We start from the raw sequence: 18,146 nt of genomic DNA, 5'->3' as shown, positions 1-18,146 counted from the left end.
CACCCCCTCCTCGACGTCAAGGACGTTGCCCGTTGACGGCAACCGTGACGGCAACATCGGCAACCACGAGCAGCCGCCGGCACACGCGGACTGCCGTCTACCTCGGCGCGGACACCGCGAGCAGAGTGGTTGCTACTCCTGAAAAGCGGAAGTCGGCGGTTCGACCCCGCCCCTGCCCACCGCATCTGACATGCAGGAACAGCCCTGAGATCTCGTGTCTCAGGGCTTTCTGAGGACAGCAACCGCAGCGCAACGACCGTCCGTTTCTGCCATTTCCACCACTGACTGGTGACGGTTCGTCGTAGATGCGCTGATCAGATACCTTTCGGGGTTTCGATCGAGCAGTCGCGGTGGCGGCGTCTGATCTACAGCTCGTCTACCGCCTGGCCCGAACCCGCACGAGAGCGCCCGGACGGCCCCGTGACCGGAGTCACGAGGCCGTCCCCGCGTCCGGTTCAGAGAATGCCGCGGGCTTTGAAGGCCGACTGGGCGACCTGAGCGGCATTGGCGCCGTACAGGCGCTGGGCGGCGGCCACGGTTTGCTGCGCCGCGTCGTGGAACGAGATGTCGGGGGTGAACGCGAACTGCGCTTCGATTATCAGCGTGCTCGCCTGGGTGTCACCGAGCTGCTGCCGGATGTCCCACAGCGCGCGTGACCAGATCTCACCGTCGGCGTGGACCTCGCCGACGATGTCCTCCGGGTAGTGCTTGGTGCCGTCGAGGCGGCGCAGGCAGTGCGGCGTCGTGCTCGTGTACGAGGTGGAGTCCCAGTCGGCGACGCAGGCCTCGGGGGTCTTCGACGGCCGTCCGGTCGCCCAGCTCGTGACGGCCACGGCCAGGTAGTCGCCGAAGGCCTCGCCGATGGCGCCGGACTCCTCGGTCGTGCCGAATCCGCTCACTTGGCCGTCCTGCACCGAGTGGCCGTACTCGTGCACGATGACTTCCGCGTCTTCGGCGTCGTCGACCCCGCCTTTGCCGAGGGTGATGTTGGCCTTGTCGTCGCGGAAGAAGGAGTTGTCGCCGCCGTACTGGTCGATCCGCAGCTTGATCTGCCGCTGGTTCACCGGACGCAGGGACGATCCGAAGCCAAGATGCTGGATGTAGTGCTGCGCAGTGGTCACCCAGTAGTAGCCCATCACCTGTTCGAACCCGTCGGCGTCGCGGTGGTAGGCGGGGAAGGCTCCGTTGACCGCCTGTGCCGCCTTGCCCGTCGAACTCTTCACAGCCACGTAGCGTCCGCTGAGCGACCCCGAGCCGTCCAGGTCGGTGAGGGTGATCTGCCGGTACGCCGACTGCAGGGCGGCGTAGTCGGCGTCGTCGTCGGTGAGAGTCTGGTCCCCGAGCTGTTACACGGGGTTCGGATAGAAGACCGTTCCGGCCGCTGTGGCGGCGGAAGGACCGGCCGAGGCCGCGTTCACCGTTCCCACCAGTGGAAACGCGAGCGCGACTGCCAGCGCAAGGCGACTTGTCGTACGCATGCGCGAAGCGTAGATGCGACTGGATGACCTGTGTAGAGCGTGCCGCCCGCATGGTCCGGTGCTGTGGACGTTCGCCTACCGCGGGCCGGGGGCTCTGGTGGAAGTTGTCCTGGCGGCGGCGCGGAACGTCGGATACCGCATCGCGGCCTTCCTGGATGCCGGCGGATACGCCGAAGGTTCGGACCCTGCCCTCGGCGCCGCCCATGGCAGAATCCGAACCCCAGTTCCTCACCGAATCACTCATGCTGTCGGCCCTCGGCGCGACGGGCCTGCTCATCGGCATGCTCGCCGGCCTCTATACGGCCAGGCCGTCGGCCTCGGTCTGGAACAGGCCGGGGACCGCGTCAGCGAGGGAGCCGCGCCTCAGATGTGGCTCCTGCGACGCAACCGTGCCCTCCGGACGATGACCAGCCCACCCGCACCGGCCGCCGTCACCAGTGCGCCACCGACCGCCCAGGCAGTGATGTTCCCGCCGCTGCGGTCGCCGCCCGTGCGGGCTGCAGCGGGCGTCGCGTGCTTGGTGCCACAGTCGCCCGTGCCAGGCCGGGCGGGTTCGACCCGGTAACGCGCCCACACGTGGCGGTCGTACATCTCTCGCTTGCGACCGTTCCTGTACCGGTAGACGGCGTACAGCCCAGGTTTGGCGTCGCAGCGGATGGTGGCATTCGTGGTGAGGACCGCTTTCGCTCCGCGCAGTACAGGGGCGTCGGTGAAGGCCGGGGAGACCAGGATCAGTTCGCCGTCGTGTCCTTCGTCATCGTTGTCAGTGACCAGGATGCGGTCACCGGGACGGAAGTTCCGCACGTCCCAGTCCGATTGTGGCCACGGCCGGTCAGCGGGCCACTGTTCTTCCTGCGGATCGGGAGCCAGCTTCTTCACTTTCGCGCGGCACTGTTCCCTTACGGCCTCATCGACCGGCGGAACGCGAACCTTGGCCCAATGTGCGGGAGTCGACGCATTGCCCGCGCTGATCCCGACGGGATAAGTGCCGGGCTTGGCGTCACACTTGATGGTCACCACGGCGGTCAGAACTGGGTTGTGCATTCGAATTATCCCGGGCTTGACAAACACCGCCGAGACGACCTTGTCGTGATTGTTACCGACGATCCGCCCCGCATCCATGGTCACGGTGAGCGAATCACCGGGGCGGGCAACGCGGACCACGCCGAAGGCCAGCGGTGGAGGTTCGAAAGATGCGATAGCGACCGAACCTAGCGCAGCCGGAAGGGACAGCACCGCCGCGATGGTCGCGCTGGAATGCCTCATGATCAACCCACTTCCGTCAACGAAAATCTGACGCTAATGTCACGTATCGTGTCGATCTTACGGCGGCCGACGGGGGGCGTTGCCTTGTTCTGCCACCGCACCAGGAGGTCAATATTGCGTTCTCGATGGTTCCCGATACTGAGCGTGAGCGTATGCGCGAGCGTTTTGCTAAGTATCGGGCCGGCCAGGGCCGCGATCAGCACCGCGTCGCCGCCCACCCCCACCGCCTCGGCACCCGTCACCGCCACCACGACGAAACCACCGGTGCAGAAACCGAAGACGCAGCGGCCCGGCGCCTCCTCGCCTGCATCGGTCCCCGCACCAACGGCCACGCCAGGCAACGGGAAACCGAGCAGGGATGACGGGGCGACGCTTCGTGAGGACGAGAAGTACTGGACGGCCGAGCGGATGGCCAAAGCCGTCCCTGTCGATGCTCAGCGCGGCACCGCCTCAGCCGCTCACCGGCGCCTGGCACCCCCGCCACCCGGCACCGAAACGGGCACCTATTACGGCGGCATACCGCAGGTGGGCACGTTTTTCTTCAATGCTCCGGAAACGGGCGATACGCACTGCACTGGCAGTGTCGTGCACAGCGACAAGCACGACCTGGTACTGACCGCCGGACACTGCGGCGTCGGCATCGCGAGAGCCGCACATGCGATCTTCGTGCCCCAGTACCGATACCCCAAGACCGTCGCCGATCAGCCCCACGGCGTCTTTCCGGTGAAGAAGACCTACCTCGACCCCCGGTATCAGGCGAACACCAAAGCGGCCGTGTCCGATCTGGACCTGGCGTTCATCCGCGTCGGCGCCAACGACAAGGGCAATGCCGAGAACGTCGTCGGGGCGCTGACGTTCACACCAACGACCAGCTTCAACCACAACGTCCGCGTTATTGGCTACCCCGGCAGCCATAACTCCCAGCACCAGGCGTTGTACTGCGATGTCGCCACGTCGCGGCTGTCGGGCTTTCGGCAGATGAAGATGCTGTGCAATGGCTTCTACGGAGGTGTGTCAGGCGGCCCGTGGATCGAGGACGGCAACAAGGTCATAGGAAACGTCGGCGGCTACAACGGCGGCGGTAACGACGCCAACGATGACTGGATCACCTACGCGCCGATCTACGGCAAGGACGCCGTGGACCTCTACAACGACGCCAACGCCGACCGTGCTCCAGGCCCGAAGCCGCCGTACAATCCGCCAGGCGACAGCCCCAAGCTGCCCGGCGGAGGCGGTCTGTGGAAGCACGCCAAGCTGATGGCCTCCGGTGACTTCTCTGGAACCGGGCACAGCGACCTGTTGGTGATCTGGTCCGACGGCGAAGTCACCCTCTATCCCGGCGACGGCAAGGGAGGGTTCCAACCCGAACGGCAGTTGCTGGCGCCGAGCGAACTGTGGACCCACCCCGAGACCATCACCGGAGGCGACTTCGCCGGCGGCAACCAGTTCGACCTGTTGGTCCGATGGTCCGACGGCGAGGTCACCCTCTATCCGGACGTGGGCACCCTCGGTCTGAACAACGACGGCACACAGATGGCCCCCAAAGGCTCCGTCTGGAAGGACGCCGTCCAGATCGCCGCCGGCCGTTTCGTGGCCGACAGTTACGTCACCGACCTGGTCGTACGCTGGACCGACGGTGAACTCACTCTCTACGGTCGCGTCGGCGCCGGCACCTTCGGGCAGGAGACCCAGCTCGAACCGCCCAACGGCACCTGGAGGAACGCCACCCTGCTCACCAGCGGCCAGTTCGCCGGCAACCAGAAATGGGACCTGATGGTCCGGTGGGTCGACGGCGAACTGGACAACTACGTGGGCACGAACGCCTCCGGCCTCGGCACCGAACAGCGCATCTACGATCCCAACAAGCTGTGGACCCACGACGAGGTCATGTCCACCGGTGGCTACACGGCCAACGGCCTGGCCGACGACCTCATCATCAGGTGGTCGGACGGCGAGACGACGATGTACGTCGACACCCGTGCCAACCGCATCGGTACCGAGGTCATGCTCGTACCACCGGAATGACCGGCGGACTCGACCGGCGCGTTGGTCAAGCCGGAGTCCGGGGACGAAGACATGCGAGCGCTGCCGACGGCCGTATCGACGGTCGGCGGCAGCGCTCGCCGTACACGCAGAGACCGCAACGACGATGGCAGAGACCGACCAACGGCACCCATGGCCTACCTGCTGGCCGCCCGTGAGGGCGAGGCCGACTAGATCGTCCCCGACCACGTCACCGCGACGCCTGGCGGCCTGACGCTGACCGGAACAGTGGACCTGAGTACACCTCCGGACGGTAGCCAGCCGTATCGAGGGCGCGGCCCGAGATCCGTAGCGTCCGGGGCATGACTGATCGCCGCCTTGGAAACCCCGCCCTGACCCGCCGGAGCGTGCTCGGCGGCGCCGTCGCGCTCGGCGCGGGAGGCGTCCTGACCACCGGCATTCCAGCTCACGCGGCCGAGCCGTCCAAGCTTGAAGATCAGATCGACGCCCTCGCCGGACGGCTCGATGCCGACCTGATCGCCCTGCGCCGCGACATCCACCGCCATCCCGAACTGGCGGGCGGCGAGGTCCACACCGCCGCGCTGGTCGCGGACCGGCTGCGCGCCGCCGACCTGGAGGTGACCACGGGCGTGGGCGGCCACGGGGTCGTCGGCGTCCTGCGGGGCAAGGGACGCGGCCGGACGGTCGCCTACCGGGCGGACATGGACGCGGTGCCGCCAGACTCGCAGATCAACGGCGGTCCGGATCCCGCGCACGTGTGCGGCCACGACCTGCACACCACGATCGGCGTCGGGGTCGCCGAGGTGCTGGCGCGCCTGCGGACCCGGCTCCACGGCCGGGTGGTGTTCCTCTTCCAGCCGGGAGAGGAGGCCCTCGCCGGCGCGAAGGCGATGATCTCCGACGGCGTGCTGGAGCGGACGAGGCCGGACGAGATCCACGCGCTGCACTGCGGCCCCTTCCCGGTCGGCACGTTCGCGGTCACGCCAGGCACCGGGCTGCCGGGTCTGGACCACGGCAGCATCACGCTGACCGGGTCCGGTGCGTCCGACCGGGCCGCGCGGCTCGTCGCCGACCTCAGCGCGCTGTCGACGGTCGCGTATCCGCAGACGTCCGCCGACCTCGAACGGCTTATCCGGGAGGTGGAGACGCCGCACGGGCCGCTGGCCCGGTTCGTCTGGATGAGGGCCGGCGCGCGTACCGCCGCCAACGGCGACGTCGAGGTGCGCGCGATGTACCGGTGCTGGCCGAAGGAGCGCGTCCCGGAGATCCGCGACCGGTTGCGCCACCTGACCGGCCGGTACCCGGACGCCCGCATCGAGTTCCCCGCCGACGCGTTCCCAGCGATGGTGTGCCCGCCGCGTCCGGGACGGGAGGTCCGCGACTACCTGGCGCGCAGACTCGGCCGTCCGGCCGTCACGACCATGCACGCGGCGATCCCGTTCAGTGGCGAGGACTTCGCGCTGTTCCTCCGCCGCGTCCCCGGGACGTTCAGCTTCCTCGGCGTCCGGCGGCCCGTCGCGGACATCACCACCGCGTATCCGCACTTCGGCGCCTTCGACCCGGACGAGCGCGCCATCGGCGTCGGCGTCCGCGCGATGGCCGGCTGGCTCGCCCATCGCACCAGGGCCGGGCCCTCTATACGCTAACGAGCGCTTGGTTGCCAGATGAGCGTTTGATACAGGCCCTGCCGGACGACTCACCACCCACGCGCGACGAGGTCGACGCCGCGGGGTCGGGGATGCACCGCGGCCCTAATCGGCCGGCGAAGGTCAGAACCGCCGGGACCGTTGCTCTACTCCTGGCCCGCCGTACGGGTAATCGGCCACCGCCGGTGCGCTGGCCTCGTCCAGCAGTGCGATTTCGCGTTCCGACAAATGCAAACCGGCAGCGCCAAGGTTGTCGTCGAGTTGTTCCAGGGTCCGGGCACCGAGGATCACCGAAGTCACCACCGGGCGGTCGGCGACCCACGCCAGCGCCACCTGTGCCATCGACACGCCCCGATCCTCGGCCACCCCTCGGACCGTGTCCACGATCCGCCAGGTCCGCTCCTGTGCGTTGCGCGGAGCGTACGCCTCCATCCCTCGCTCCGGGTCCTCCCCCAATCGGCTCGACCCGGTCGGAACCTCGTCCCGCCGATACTTCCCCGTCAGCCAGCCGCCGGCCAGCGGTGACCACGGCAGGATCCCGATGCCCTCGTTCCTGCACACGTCCACCAGCTCGAACTCGATGTCGCGAGTGATCAGGTTGTACTGCGGCTGCAGGGTCACGATCGGTGTGAGCCCGCGCAGCTCGGCGAGCGTGGCGGCCTTCTGCAGCTGCCAGCCAATGAAGTTGCTGACCCCGACGTAGCGGATTTTGCCAGCGCGTACGGCGTCGTCATAGAACCGCAGGGTCTCCTCGATCGGGGTGATCGGATCCCACGCGTGCGCCTGGTACAGGTCGATCGCCTCCACGCCCAGCCGACGCAGGCTGGCGTCCAGCGCACGCGTCAGGTGAGTACGGCTCAGACCGTGATCGTTGGGTCCGCCGCCCATCGGGAACCGCCCCTTGGTAGCGAGCACGATCTGATCCCGGACACCCGGCCGGGCCTCGAACCACCGCCCGATGATCTCCTCGGACCGCCCCTGCGAGTAGACATCCGCAGTATCGATAAAGTTTCCGCCTCGCTCGACGAATCGGTCGAGCTGGGCGTGTGACAACTTCTCGTCGGACTCCTTGCCGAAGGTCATGGTGCCCAAGCACAGCGTGGACACGACGGTTCCGGTACTGCCGAGGGGGCGGTATTCCATCCTCACGCCTTTCAACTCATCGACTGCGATCTGTCGAGACACCGCAGAACCCGCCCGCCGAAATCGGCGGGGCCAGCATGATGCTCATAGTGCCGGGTGTCGTGCACCCGGATCACCTTGATACCAGCGACGGCGCATCGAGACTCGAAGCGCTGACCGTCGCGCTCGGCCGGGCACCCAGGGGCATGAGGTGTCAGAACGAGCGGAACCGGCGTCAGAGCTTCGTCGCCTCGAGCAGCAGCCGGAGAGGCTCAGCGAGCATCGCCGCCCGCTCCTGCTCCCATGTCGGCAGCACGAGAAGAGGGACATGCGTCTCGCCACCCTTGCGATCGTCGCGGCACTCCCAGCGGCCTGCGCCTGCAGTTCGACCGCCGCGGGCACCACGGCGACGCCACCCGTCGCCTCCGTTGGAACGGCCAGCGACAACGCCCCGCCTCCGTTTTCGGAGACGGGGCGTAAGTGTTTAACCGGGTGACTACGGCTCGGACTCCGCCGGGAAGATCTCGTTCAGCCCAGCCCGGCTGAGGACGGCACGGAAGTCGCGTCGGACGTTGCCCGCGCTGAGCGCTGTCCCGCTCCTGGTGTAGAACACCAGTTGCTTGCCGCCTCGCACGTCGCCAGCGAGGCTATGACGGCGGTCCTGTTCGGACTTGAGCGCCTCCAGCACCGCTACGCACCGGTCAGGGAGTCGAAGCGACCGGCGCGACTTCACGGTCTTGGTGTCGCCGTCTTCCGCACGGAACACCAGACGTAGACGGCGAACTGTTCGTGCTCCCAGCCCACCTCCGACGCTGGGCACCAGGTTTGCCGGCGAGGTAGCTCTCGGGCATCTTGTCGAGGCGTGTAGCGATGCCGCGCCGGTCTTTCAGCCGGATGATCACGACATCACACAGGCTCTAGTAGGCGGTGAGGTACCCGGGCCGCAGGTCAGTGGACTCCATGCCTCAAGTATCACCACTGCCGAACCCCGGTGTCGGTTCCCGCAGGGAGATCAGCGGCTGTATCGTTTGCACTTCAGGGGATTGAGAGAGCCGTCGAGGAGGCAGATCCGCACAAACGCTGCTCCCCCCTTGACATTTGCCGGAACGACGAAGTGGAACAACCTCGTGTCGGCATGGGCCTCGTCTTCGGCTCGGCTGACCGCATGGGACAACGTGCGCCCTCGACTGTTGAGGGTGTACCCGCCGGTGTTCCGGAATTGCCCAACGGTTCGATCAGCTACCGACGTTTGCGCTCCACTTAGGCGCACCGATCGGCCGTACCAGGTAATGATTCCCTCGGTCCGAGTGTTCCCGACTTCCACGTCGAAACGGGTTTTGGTGGCGGCCTGAGCGGCGGGGGCGCTCAGCAGCGTGCCCGCGGACAGTACGGCGGCGCCGAGGGCGGTGACGAGGCGTATGCGCATGCGGTCTCCAAAATGGTATGAGAATGACGCAACCTTACCGGAGGAGCGCCACCCTCGCCGATGCTGTCTGGATCTGCGAGTGACGCCGTGCCCCTGACGTGCCCGACGGAACAGCGGGTAGCGGGGAGTCTGAGGGAACAGCTGAGCGCCATCCGGAAACACGGCGACGATGAACCTCTGTCGTGCGGGAGCTAAGGTCCGCAGCAGCCGCGAGTGTCTAACTGCGCGACAACCGCGACGAACGTTCCCGCTCGGTTGGGGCCTTCCAGGGCAGCCAGTAATGCCAAAGGTGCTGGCGAAACACGCGCGTAAGTCACCTGAAAAGCGGAAGGTCCGCGGTTCGACCCCGCCCCTGCCCACCATATGTGACCTGCTAAGAGAGCCCCGCAAGTCATGTTCTTCAAGAACAGCGTCCGACCTGCATGATCGAGGTCGGACGCTGTTCGGTGTGTGTCTGGTTGTGTTCGGTCGTCAACGGGTGGCCGTGCCGAATGCGTGCCCAAGGAATGCGGAAGACCTCTCGCCGCCGCGATGAACACCCAGATGCCCACCATGAGCAGAGCCCGGCGGGGCAAGGTTCGGCGCAAGCCGCGGACCCAGCCGCCCAGACCAGCGTGATTCTTCACACCGAAATAGACGGCGCCCAAAGCCCAGGCCACAACAAAGATCAGGACACAGGCGCCGATGAGAGCGACGAGTACGGAATGAAGAGAGTCCATGGCTCAAGGCTGCGCCGCGCCCGAAGTGAATCACCACCACCCACAGGCCGAGTCGGAAGACTCCACCCACAGGTGAAGACCTGTTGCGCTTCTCGGGCTGTTTTCAGTTACGGACGTAGAAGGGGGCGAGCGTGCTCCGGGTGTGGGTGATGGCGCGGGTGGCGCTGGCTCCGAAGTGGGCGATCACGCTGAGTTGCTCGCGCAGGTGGAGTACGGGCATGCGGGCGGTCCAGCCGGCTGGTGAGGGGTTGCGTTCCTGGTAGCGGGCGAAGAACCGCTGGGAGGCCGCGGGGCGGGGGCAGCACCGCAGCATGGACAGGTCGACTTCGGCCCAGGTGCGGGAGATGGCCGGGTCGATGACGGTGATCCGGCCGCCGGGCCGGCTGAGCAGGTTGGCCGCCCACAGATCGCCGTGGGTCAGGACCGCGGGCATGGCGGGGATCACCTCGGGCAGGCGAGCGCACAGGCGTTCCACGGCGCGGCGGTCGGCGGCGGTGAGGGCCTGCTCGGCGAGTGGCTCGGCCAGGTAGCGCAGCAGCCGGTGCTGGGCGAAGAACTCGTGCCCGTTGGCGGTCCAGGTGTTGACCTGCCGGAGTCGGCCCAGGTAGCCGTCATCATGCCAGCCGAACCGGTCACCGGTCGTGCTGCGGTGCAGGGCGGCCAGGTCATCGGCGAACGCTTCCCAGGACCGTTCGCTGTCATCCCGGTCTGGCAGAGCTTCCAGCAGCAGCATCCGCCTGGTCACCGCGATTACCCGAGGGGTCGCCACGCAGCCGGTCCCGGCCAGTGCGGCCAGGCCGTCGGCCTCGGTCTGGAACAGGCCGGGGACCGCGTCGGCAAGGGTCTTGCCGACCATGTGCGTGCCGTCCGCGCAGGTCATCAGCCAGGTGTCGGCGACGGCCCCGCCGGACAGCCGCCGGACCACGCTGACACCGTCGGCTCGGCCGAGCGCGCGCAGTTCGCTGCGCAGGACGTCGTCGCCGGCGTCGCAACCTGCGGGCCTGGACATCGTCAGCCGAGGTGCTGCGCAGGACGCGCCTCGCCACGGATCCAGTCACTTCCGTCCCGGCGAATCTGACAGTCCCATCCCATGTCCCGCAGCCGGTCTTGCAACGCCTGGGGGTCCACGAAGTTCTTCACGATCCGGAACTTCCCGCCGTCTCGCAGCCGCCGTTCGACGATCTCCTCGGTGCCCGCAACGTAGGTTTCTTTCTCGCGGACATTGACGTGCTCGTCGATGAACAGCACTCGTCCATTCTCGGCCAGGAGACGCCGCAGCATCCTCCAGAACTGTTCGAACCGGCTCATCGGCACATGGGAAAGCCAGGCCGAGAAGAAGATCACATCGAACCGGTCATCCGTCGTCCACGAGAAAACGTCGGCGATCTCGAACGTGACGTTGCCCGACCTCACCCGATCACGGGCGATGGCCACCGCCTCGGGCGCCGCGTCGATCGCCACGACCGTGTCGGCCACGGCCACGAGCGCCTCCGTCCATAGGCCGGTTCCACAGGCGATCTCCAACACTCGTCGGCTCGGACGCATCTGCGCGACCAGCCGCGCGATGCGCTCACGAGCCGCCGCGACATCCCCGTACGCCGTCACGTCGTACTCGCTCGCACGGCGACGGTAGTAACCAACCTGATCGGCCAGAAGCTCGTCCATGGCCTACACGTCATCACGTGGCGGCGGCCGCCGCCATGGCCGAGTCCGGCAGGAGCCCGACCCAAGACGCCTGCTGCCGCGGAAATCGACAATCAGCTACCGGACAAACGCGGAGCGCTGGACTTATTGACACTTTGTCGAAGTAGGAGATTTCCGGCGTACTTGACCAAACCGCCCATGTGACTAGAGGGTGGCACGATGCCGCAGGAACCATCGATTCGTGTGCCTCCAGCCGCTGGAGCACTCGAGGAGAGGAGAGGACCGGGATGGTCTTCCTGGGAATCGTTCTGGCCGCCGCCGCCGTAGCAGTGGGCGTCGGGGTCATCGCCGACAACTCGTCATCTGCCTCGCTCAGCATCTTTGGCCACCATGTGCCCGGAGTACATACCACCGCACAGATATTCATCGCCGGGGGGATCGTCGCGGCGTTCGTCGTCGTGGGCCTCGCGGTGTCCTTGCTCTCACTACTACGTTCCATGCGCGTCCGCCGCGAGATCCGTGACCTGCGGGATGAGCGTGAGGAGTCGATGTCGGCGCTGGTAACGAAGAATCAGCAGTTGGAGAGGGAGCTGGCCCGCACCCGCGGTGGTGCCGGGAGCGCATCGGTGACGAGCCAGGTACCCGTCACCCACCAGGGTCGTGAGCCCGAGCCGGCGTCCCCGTTCTTCGACCACTCTGCCTGACCCTGCAGCTCCTACACGCGAGAGGCCCCGCATGCGGGGCCTCTCGCGTGTAGGAGGGGCGGCGACTGCGAGGCGCCCTGCCGACCGTGAGTGAGGCGGAGGCGCCTTCTGGCCATCGATGGCGTCGATCGGGGTAAGAGGGGTGCGCTGTGGTCGTACGACGGGAGACGCTGTGGATCACCCCAAGACCGCGTTCGTACTGGGTGGTGGCGGACTGCTGGGCGCCCATGAGGTCGGCATGCTGCGGGCGCTCGCCGAGGCGGGGATCCGGCCGGACCTCGTCGTCGGGACCTCGGTCGGCGCCTTCAACGGGGCGTTCGTGGCCGCGGACCCGGCGAACGCCGCCGATCTGCTGACCAAGGCATGGCAGGGCGACGGGGCGGGCTCGGTGTTCGCCGGCTCGTTCCTCAGCCGCATGTCGACCCTGATCCGTTCCGGCACGCACCTGCACTCGACCGAACTCCTGACGGCCGCGCTGAACGAGATGATCCCGGTCGACCGGATCGAGGACCTCGCCGTGCCGTTCCGCTGTGTGGCCGCCAACATCGAGCGCGCCGAGGCGCGGTGGTTCACCAGCGGCCCGCTCGTCCCGGCGGTGCTGGCCTCCTGCGCGGTCCCCGGTGTCCTCCCGCCGGTCCGCATCGGCGACGAGCACTTCTACGACGGCGGCCTCGTGCACAGCATCCCCGTCGGCCGGGCTCTGCGGGAGGGGTCTCGGACGGTGTACGTCCTGCAGGTCGGCCGTATCGAGACTCCCCTCACCGCGCCGACCAGGCCCTGGCAGGTGGGGCTGGTCGCCTTCGAGATCGCGCGGCGGCACCGGTTCGCCGAAGAGATGGCCGAACTGCCCGATGACGTCACCGTCCACGTCCTGCCCACCGGGTCGCCCGGCCAGAGTGCGGGCCTGTCCCAGCTGCGCTACCGCGATGCCTCGCGGGTCGAGTCGAACATCGAGCGGGCGTACGCGGCGAGCAGTTCGTACCTGGCGACCCTGTCGGATCAGTGACCCTCCGTGCTCCCCCCACGGTGCGTCAGGCGTCTGGCCCTTCCTCCGCTGCTGTTCGCGGTGGCGATCGTGGCGGTGGCGGCCTCTCCACTGCTGCTGCTCATCGGCGTGGTGGCCTCGCGCGGCCGCCATCGGTTCCTGCGGATCGCGGTCGTCTCGGTCTGGTGGCTCGCCCTGGAGTGCGTCGTACTCACGGCGTGCCTGTTCCTGTGGGTGCGCGGCGGGCCCCCCGAGGCCGTACGCACGCGGCACTACGCGCTGTGCGGATGGTTCCTCACCCGTGTGTACGACGTCGGCGCCCGGATGGTCCGGCTCGTCGTCGAGATCCAGGAACCGCTCGACGTGGCTGCCGGGCGCCCGGTGATCGTGCTCAGCCGGCACGCCGGGCCGGGCGACTCCTTCCTGATCGTGCATTACCTGCTCAACGTGTACGCGCGCCGGCCGCGGATCGTCATGAAGGCCGCCCTGCAGCTCGATCCCTCGGTCGACGTGCTCTTGAACCGGCTGCCGAACGCGTTCGTGCCGGGCGGTCCCGCGCCGCGCGAGCGGATCGTCGACGAGATCGGCCGCCTGGCGGCCGGGATCGGCCCCGCGGACGCGCTGCTGATCTTTCCCGAGGGCGGGAACTTCACGCCGCGGCGCCGTGTGCGTGCGATCCGCCGGCTGCGTCGGCAGGGTCGGCCGCAGGAGGCCGAACGTGCCCGGAGGATGGCCAACGTCCTGCCGCCGCAGCCGTCCGGTTCGCTCGCGGCGATCGACGCCGCGCCGGACGCCGACGTCGTCTTCGTCGCCCACACGGGGCTCGACGACCTCATGACCGCGGGTGACGTCTGGCGGCGGATCCCCCTGGAACGGCCGCTGCGCGCGCGGTGGTGGCGCGTTCCACGCGAAGCGATCCCCGAGGACGACCGGGAGCGGTGGCTGTTCGACTGGTGGCAGACGATCGACGCCTGGATCGCGGAGAACCGGGCCCGGACCGCCGAGTGAGCGGCGACGACGGTCAGTCGAGGAGGCGGCGGAGCAGTACGAGCGTTTGTGAGAGTTGCGCCCGCTCGGCGTCGTCGAGTCGGCCGGCGATCGCGTCCGTGAGGTTCTCGTGGCCGGCGTCCCGGCGCTCGACCAGCAGGCGCTTGCCGTCGTCCGTGATGACCAGCAGCTTGCGTCGTCGATCGCCCGGGTCCGGGGTGCGCCGTACGAGCCCCCGGTCGACCAGACCGGCCACGGAGACCGCGACCGACTGGTGAGTGATCTTGTCCAGCCGGGCCAGGTCGGCGACGGTGTGCGGGCCCTCGCGATCGAGCCGTTTCAGGATCGAGATCTGCGACAGCGTCACTTCGCGAGCCGGCGATACCGTCCTGACCTGCCGGACCAGCGCGCCGACCAGGAACTGCAGCTCATCGGCGATGGCTGCGGCGTCCGGCCCGGTGGCCGCGTCTCCACCGATGGCCACCGCTCCTTCTTCCGCGCTTGCGGAGTTCCGTCTCATATCCGCTAAAGTACAGGAAAACTGCGCAGTTCAGTTGCGCATCGTCGTGACTCCGAGGAGTGAGGCTCGTGGCGAGCGATGACGCTCTGGTCGCTGGTCGGCTGAGGATCGGCGGGAGGGAGCGCGGCTTCACGGTCCGGCTGCCCCGAGCAGCGCCGGATGACCCCGTGCCGCTCGCGCTCGTGCTGCACGGCAACGATCCGAGCGCCGGCGGGTCGCTGATGCGCGAGTGGACCACCTTCGACGAGCAGGCCGATGCCTGGGGTCTGGCGGTCGCCTACCCGGACGGTCACGGCGGGTGCTGGGCGGACGGCCGTGGTGTTACGACGGCCGACGAGGCGGGAGTGGACGACGTCGCCTTCCTCCGCGCGCTCATCGACTGGTCGGCCGAACGGCACGGCACATCGCCGGATCGGGTCGTGATGGCGGGCATCTCCAACGGCGCGTTCATGGCCCACCGGATGGCGATGGAGGCGAGCGACCAGGTCGCGGTGCTGGCGGCCGTCGCCGGCGGGCTGCCCGCGGCCCTGCGCGACCGTCAGCCGACGCACGCCGTGTCGGCGATGCTGATCCACGGCACGGCCGACAGGCTCGCACCGATCGACGGCGGGTACTCCCGTCGCCGCGGACCGGGCGGCGAGCTGCGAGGCCGCACGCTGTCGCTGCGGGAGACGGCCGAGCACTGGCGCACCATCGACCGGTGCCCACCTGGACCGGGCGAGACGCACACCACCGAGTTCTCCAGCCGTACCACGGCCGGCGGCGGCGTCGGCGGAACCCGGGTCGTCGCCTGGACGGTGTTCGGAGGCGGCCACACCTGGCCGGGTACGCCGACCCCGCCCGAGTGGGACGAACCGGCCACTGAGGAGTTCGACGCGGCCGAGGAGATCTGCCGCTTCGCCCAGCCCCTGCTTCTTCCCGCGGACGCCCGGCGGCTCTGACCCCACCTTTGTAAAGGAGATCCCCCATGGCAGTGATCGGCAAGTTGCTGAAGAACCGGCGAGCCGGGCAGGAAGGCCTCGCCTGGAACTCATCGAACCTGGCCGGCGCGGACACGCTGACCCTGACCAGCCCGGACTTCGAGAACGAGGGGACGATCCCGACCCTTCACGCCTCGAAGCGACTGGGCGGCGAGGACCTGTCGCCGGCCTTGGCCTGGTCCCCGGCGCCGGAGGCCACCGGGCAGTTGCTGCTGGTCGTCGAGGACCCCGACGCGCCCACACCCGCGCCGTTCGTCCACTGCGTCGCCCTGCTGGACCCCTCCGTGGCCGGCCTCGACCGAGGGGCGCTCGACGCCGAGAACCCCTCCGACGGCGTTCGCGTACTGCGTTCGGGCATGGGCCGCGGCTACCGCGGCCCGGCGCCGATCAAAGGTCACGGCCCGCACCGGTACGTGTTCCAGCTCTTCGCTCTCGCGGAGCCGATCACCGCGGCGGCGAGCGGTGCCGCCCTGGACTCCGCGAAGCCACACGACGTAGTGGCGGCCGCGGGCGGCGTTCTCGCCCGCGGCCGTCTCGACGGTTTCTACGAACGCTCCTGAGCCGCCGGCCGAAGGCGGGTGATCCTTCGTCGGTACGACGGCTCGGTCACAGAGTGCGGCTGGTGGAGGACTGGAAAGCACCCTGGGTCGGGAAGGTGACCTTGAAGTAGTAACCGTGGCTCTTGGGCACGGAGAACTGGAAGGCGCCGTTCCGGCCGAGGGTCGCGTGACGTGAAATACGTCTTCGGCGATTCGATCAGCTTGATCTCGCAGGAGGAGGGCACGGTCCTGGTCGCCTTCGAGCGCGGCGAGGAGCGTGCGTTCGACTTCGTGGTCGGCGCCGACGGCGTGTACTCGACCGTACGGCGGCTGGCGTTCGGCCCGCACCCGGAGTTCGTGCGGCACCTGGGCATGTCCGGCGTCGGCTTCACCACCGCCAACTACCTCGGTCTGGAGCGTAGAGGAGTGCTGCACAGCGCTCCGGGCCAGGCCGCGTACGTCTTCAGTGCCGGCGACGCCGAGCGGATGACGGTCAGCCTGTCGTTCGCCACCGACTCGCCGGACATCGACCTGCTCGACCGGGACCGTCAGCAGGAGATCGCCCGCGAGCGCCTCGCCGGAGCGGGCTGGGAGGTGCCCCGCCTGCTTCATGAGATGACGGCGGCGGACGACTTCCTCTTCTCGTCGGCGTGCCAGGTGCAGCTGGACCGCTGGTCCGAGGGCCGGGTCGTGCTGGTGGGCGACGCCGGCTACTGCGCCGCGCCGACCTCCGGCATGGGTACGTCCCAGGCGCTGATCGGCGCCCACTCGCTCGCCCGTCACCTGGCCGGATCCCCTGGTGACCACACCGCGGCCTTCCACGCGTACGAGGAGGAGGTTCGGCCGTACGTGACGGAGAACCAGAAGCACGGGCGGGAGGCCGTCGCGATGTTCGGCGGCTGACCTGCGGATTTCCAGCCTGCACCACCTCGACCGGGCAGGGCGCTGGAGCGCGTCTGGGCAGGTGACAGGAGCGACCCGGGGGGTCGCGCGGTGATGCGATGTTCCCGTTCGCAAGACCGCCCCGCCACCCCCTGGAGGGTCCTCCCGATGAGCACGTCGATCGCGCCGACGCCACCCGGCAACACAGCCCACGCCCACGCCCTGGAACACGGGCGCGGCCCGTTCGGGGCCGTCCGGCGGCACCCGCTGGTCGCGTTCTTCGTCCTGGCGTACGCGGCGAGCTGGCTGGCCTGGCTGCCGTACGTGCTGTCCGCCGACGGACTCGGGGTCCTGGCCTTCCACTTCCCGAAGGTGCTGGGCACGAACCAGCTCACCGGCGTCCTCCCCGGCGCGTACGTCGGGCCCCTCGGCGCGGCACTGCTGGTCACGGCGATCACCAGCGGGCGGGAGGGGCTGCGCCAATGGCGACGGCGGCTGTTCCGGCTGCGGGTGCGCTGGTACTGGTACCTGATCGTGCTGACCGGCGTCCCCGCCCTGCTGGTGGGCGGCACCCTCCTGCTGCCCGGCGCCGTCGACGGCCTCCGCACGCCCTCGGTCGCGGTCCTCGCCGCCTACCTGCCCATGCTCCTCATCCAGATCCTGACCACCGGCCTGGCGGAGGAGCCCGGCTGGCGCGACTTCGCCCTCCCGCTGATCCAGCGCCGTCACGGGGCGGCCCTCGGCACCCTGATCCTCGGCGTCGTCTGGGCCGCCTGGCACCTGCCGCTGTTCTTCACGAGCTGGTCGCTCGCCGGCACCCGGCCCGACACGGCCCACTGGTGGATCACGGTCGGCACCTTCGTCACGATGGCGGTGGCGATCAGCTACCTCATCACCTGGGTGTTCAACCACACGAATGAGAGCCTGCCCGTCGCCCTGATCCTGCACGCGGGCAACAACACCGTCGCCAGCCTCGTCCTGCCGGAACTGTTCAAGAACACCCACGATTCGTGGATGCTCACCGCCGGCACCATCGGCTACGGCTCCGCCGTCGTGGTACTCCTCATCGCCACCCGCGGCCGCCTCGGCTACCGCGGCCCCCGCGACTGACACACCCGCCGAGGCTCCACCGGAGGCGTTCCCGGTGGAGCCTCGGCGCATACGTTCGCACCTCGACGCCTGGGCGGCCCCGGAAGTAGGGCGCCGAAGATCTTTCCTGCGGGCTCGCGGTGAACTACCGTCTT

At 68.6% G+C, this 18,146-nt stretch carries 17 protein-coding genes; 9 read left to right on the top strand and 8 right to left on the bottom strand.

Annotation, left to right across the window (positions count from 1 at the left end; genetic code table 11):
• Positions 1 to 455 precede the first annotated feature (455 nt).
• Both ABEA24_RS28360 and ABEA24_RS28355 read right to left on the bottom strand, forming a co-directional pair.
• Positions 456 to 1,223 (bottom strand): M4 family metallopeptidase, encoded by a 768-nt coding sequence (locus ABEA24_RS28360; RefSeq protein WP_345434196.1) that lies wholly within the window; start codon positions 1,221 to 1,223, stop codon positions 456 to 458.
• 618 nt (positions 1,224 to 1,841) lie between these two features.
• On the bottom strand, positions 1,842 to 2,744 hold the full coding sequence (locus ABEA24_RS28355) for a hypothetical protein (RefSeq protein WP_345434195.1): 903 nt from the start codon (positions 2,742 to 2,744) through the stop codon (positions 1,842 to 1,844).
• Between the two features lie 36 nt (positions 2,745 to 2,780).
• Here ABEA24_RS28355 and ABEA24_RS28350 point away from each other — a divergent pair, with 36 nt between their 5' ends.
• Together ABEA24_RS28350 and ABEA24_RS28345 are read left to right on the top strand one after the other, a co-directional pair.
• Entirely contained in the window at positions 2,781 to 4,769 is a 1,989-nt protein-coding gene (locus ABEA24_RS28350) for a trypsin-like serine peptidase (protein ID WP_345434194.1), read from the top strand.
• Positions 4,770 to 5,089: 320 nt separating this feature from the next.
• A complete protein-coding gene (locus ABEA24_RS28345) occupies positions 5,090 to 6,394 on the top strand; it encodes a M20 metallopeptidase family protein (RefSeq protein WP_345434193.1) in 1,305 nt (434 codons plus the stop codon).
• A 123-nt stretch (positions 6,395 to 6,517) separates the two neighbouring features.
• On the opposite strand, the gene ABEA24_RS28340 is transcribed toward ABEA24_RS28345, so the two are convergent.
• From ABEA24_RS28340 to ABEA24_RS28320, 5 genes are all read right to left on the bottom strand, one after another.
• Positions 6,518 to 7,537 carry an aldo/keto reductase gene (locus ABEA24_RS28340; protein ID WP_345434312.1) on the bottom strand — a complete coding sequence of 340 codons (1,020 nt, stop codon included), beginning with the start codon at positions 7,535 to 7,537 and terminating at the stop codon, positions 6,518 to 6,520.
• 475 nt (positions 7,538 to 8,012) lie between these two features.
• A complete protein-coding gene (locus tag ABEA24_RS28335; RefSeq protein ID WP_345434192.1) occupies positions 8,013 to 8,150 on the bottom strand; it encodes a hypothetical protein in 138 nt (45 codons plus the stop codon).
• Between the two features lie 378 nt (positions 8,151 to 8,528).
• Positions 8,529 to 8,942, bottom strand: a complete 414-nt coding sequence (locus tag ABEA24_RS28330) for a hypothetical protein (protein WP_345434191.1) — start codon at positions 8,940 to 8,942, stop codon at positions 8,529 to 8,531.
• 822 nt (positions 8,943 to 9,764) lie between these two features.
• Positions 9,765 to 10,670 (bottom strand): fructosamine kinase family protein, encoded by a 906-nt coding sequence (locus ABEA24_RS28325; protein ID WP_345434190.1) that lies wholly within the window; start codon positions 10,668 to 10,670, stop codon positions 9,765 to 9,767.
• A gap of 2 nt (positions 10,671 to 10,672) precedes the next feature.
• A complete protein-coding gene (locus ABEA24_RS28320) occupies positions 10,673 to 11,326 on the bottom strand; it encodes a class I SAM-dependent methyltransferase (protein WP_345434189.1) in 654 nt (217 codons plus the stop codon).
• A 266-nt stretch (positions 11,327 to 11,592) separates the two neighbouring features.
• On the opposite strand from ABEA24_RS28320, the gene ABEA24_RS28315 reads away from it, so the two are divergent.
• The 3 genes from ABEA24_RS28315 (at position 11,593) to ABEA24_RS28305 (ending at position 14,002) form a co-directional block, all read left to right on the top strand.
• Positions 11,593 to 12,009, top strand: a complete 417-nt coding sequence (locus ABEA24_RS28315) for a LapA family protein (protein ID WP_345434188.1) — start codon at positions 11,593 to 11,595, stop codon at positions 12,007 to 12,009.
• A 172-nt stretch (positions 12,010 to 12,181) separates the two neighbouring features.
• Positions 12,182 to 13,015 (top strand): patatin-like phospholipase family protein, encoded by an 834-nt coding sequence (locus ABEA24_RS28310; protein ID WP_345434187.1) that lies wholly within the window; start codon positions 12,182 to 12,184, stop codon positions 13,013 to 13,015.
• 6 nt (positions 13,016 to 13,021) lie between these two features.
• Complete coding sequence (locus ABEA24_RS28305) at positions 13,022 to 14,002, top strand: 1-acyl-sn-glycerol-3-phosphate acyltransferase (protein WP_345434186.1); 981 nt, start codon at positions 13,022 to 13,024, stop codon at positions 14,000 to 14,002.
• Between the two features lie 13 nt (positions 14,003 to 14,015).
• Here the strand turns inward: ABEA24_RS28305 and ABEA24_RS28300 are convergent, their stop codons facing one another.
• Complete coding sequence (locus tag ABEA24_RS28300; RefSeq protein WP_345434185.1) at positions 14,016 to 14,465, bottom strand: MarR family winged helix-turn-helix transcriptional regulator; 450 nt, start codon at positions 14,463 to 14,465, stop codon at positions 14,016 to 14,018.
• A 104-nt stretch (positions 14,466 to 14,569) separates the two neighbouring features.
• Between ABEA24_RS28300 and ABEA24_RS28295 the strand changes: the two genes are divergently transcribed.
• The 4 genes from ABEA24_RS28295 (at position 14,570) to ABEA24_RS28280 (ending at position 18,012) form a co-directional block, all read left to right on the top strand.
• Positions 14,570 to 15,442: a CE1 family esterase gene (locus ABEA24_RS28295; protein ID WP_345434184.1), complete on the top strand. Its 873-nt coding sequence runs from the start codon at positions 14,570 to 14,572 to the stop codon at positions 15,440 to 15,442.
• A gap of 26 nt (positions 15,443 to 15,468) precedes the next feature.
• Complete coding sequence (locus ABEA24_RS28290) at positions 15,469 to 16,041, top strand: YbhB/YbcL family Raf kinase inhibitor-like protein (protein WP_345434183.1); 573 nt, start codon at positions 15,469 to 15,471, stop codon at positions 16,039 to 16,041.
• Between the two features lie 171 nt (positions 16,042 to 16,212).
• On the top strand, positions 16,213 to 16,923 hold the full coding sequence (locus tag ABEA24_RS28285; RefSeq protein ID WP_345434182.1) for an FAD-dependent monooxygenase: 711 nt from the start codon (positions 16,213 to 16,215) through the stop codon (positions 16,921 to 16,923).
• Between the two features lie 147 nt (positions 16,924 to 17,070).
• Positions 17,071 to 18,012 (top strand): CPBP family intramembrane glutamic endopeptidase, encoded by a 942-nt coding sequence (locus ABEA24_RS28280; RefSeq protein WP_345434181.1) that lies wholly within the window; start codon positions 17,071 to 17,073, stop codon positions 18,010 to 18,012.
• Positions 18,013 to 18,146: the final 134 nt, after the last annotated feature.

The organism is Actinoallomurus vinaceus, assembly GCF_039542055.1.
Taxonomy (GTDB): Bacteria; Actinomycetota; Actinomycetes; order Streptosporangiales; family Streptosporangiaceae; genus Actinoallomurus; species Actinoallomurus vinaceus.
This window is presented reverse-complemented; position numbering and strand designations above follow the sequence as displayed.